At 52.9% G+C, this 276-nt stretch carries 1 protein-coding gene; it reads right to left on the reverse strand.

Annotation, left to right across the window (positions count from 1 at the left end; genetic code table 11):
- A partial coding sequence (locus tag R0J88_RS19855) for an FtsW/RodA/SpoVE family cell cycle protein (RefSeq protein WP_410900855.1) occupies nucleotides 1–276 on the reverse strand: 276 nt, incomplete at both ends.

Below are 276 nucleotides of genomic sequence, written 5' to 3' on the forward strand. Positions count from 1 at the left end.
TGGCGAAAATAAAGTCAGTGTGCGCTTCCGGCAGATACTCCAGTTTTTGTACCGAGTTACCTAAACCTTGCCCCCAAAGTTCGCCGCGACCAAACGCCATCAGCGATTGCGTTAACTGATAGCCGCTGCCAAAGGGATCTTCCCACGGGTTCCAGAATGCGGTAACACGGCGGATACGGTACGGTTCGGCGAGTATCAGCAACACAACCGCTGAAATGCCCATACCGATAATGGCAATGAACTGCCACAATTTCGCTCCCGCCAGGAACAACATCG

Origin of the sequence: Pseudoalteromonas sp. SIMBA_162, assembly GCF_046535955.1 — a bacterium.
GTDB classification, from domain to species: domain Bacteria; phylum Pseudomonadota; class Gammaproteobacteria; order Enterobacterales; family Alteromonadaceae; genus Pseudoalteromonas; species Pseudoalteromonas marina.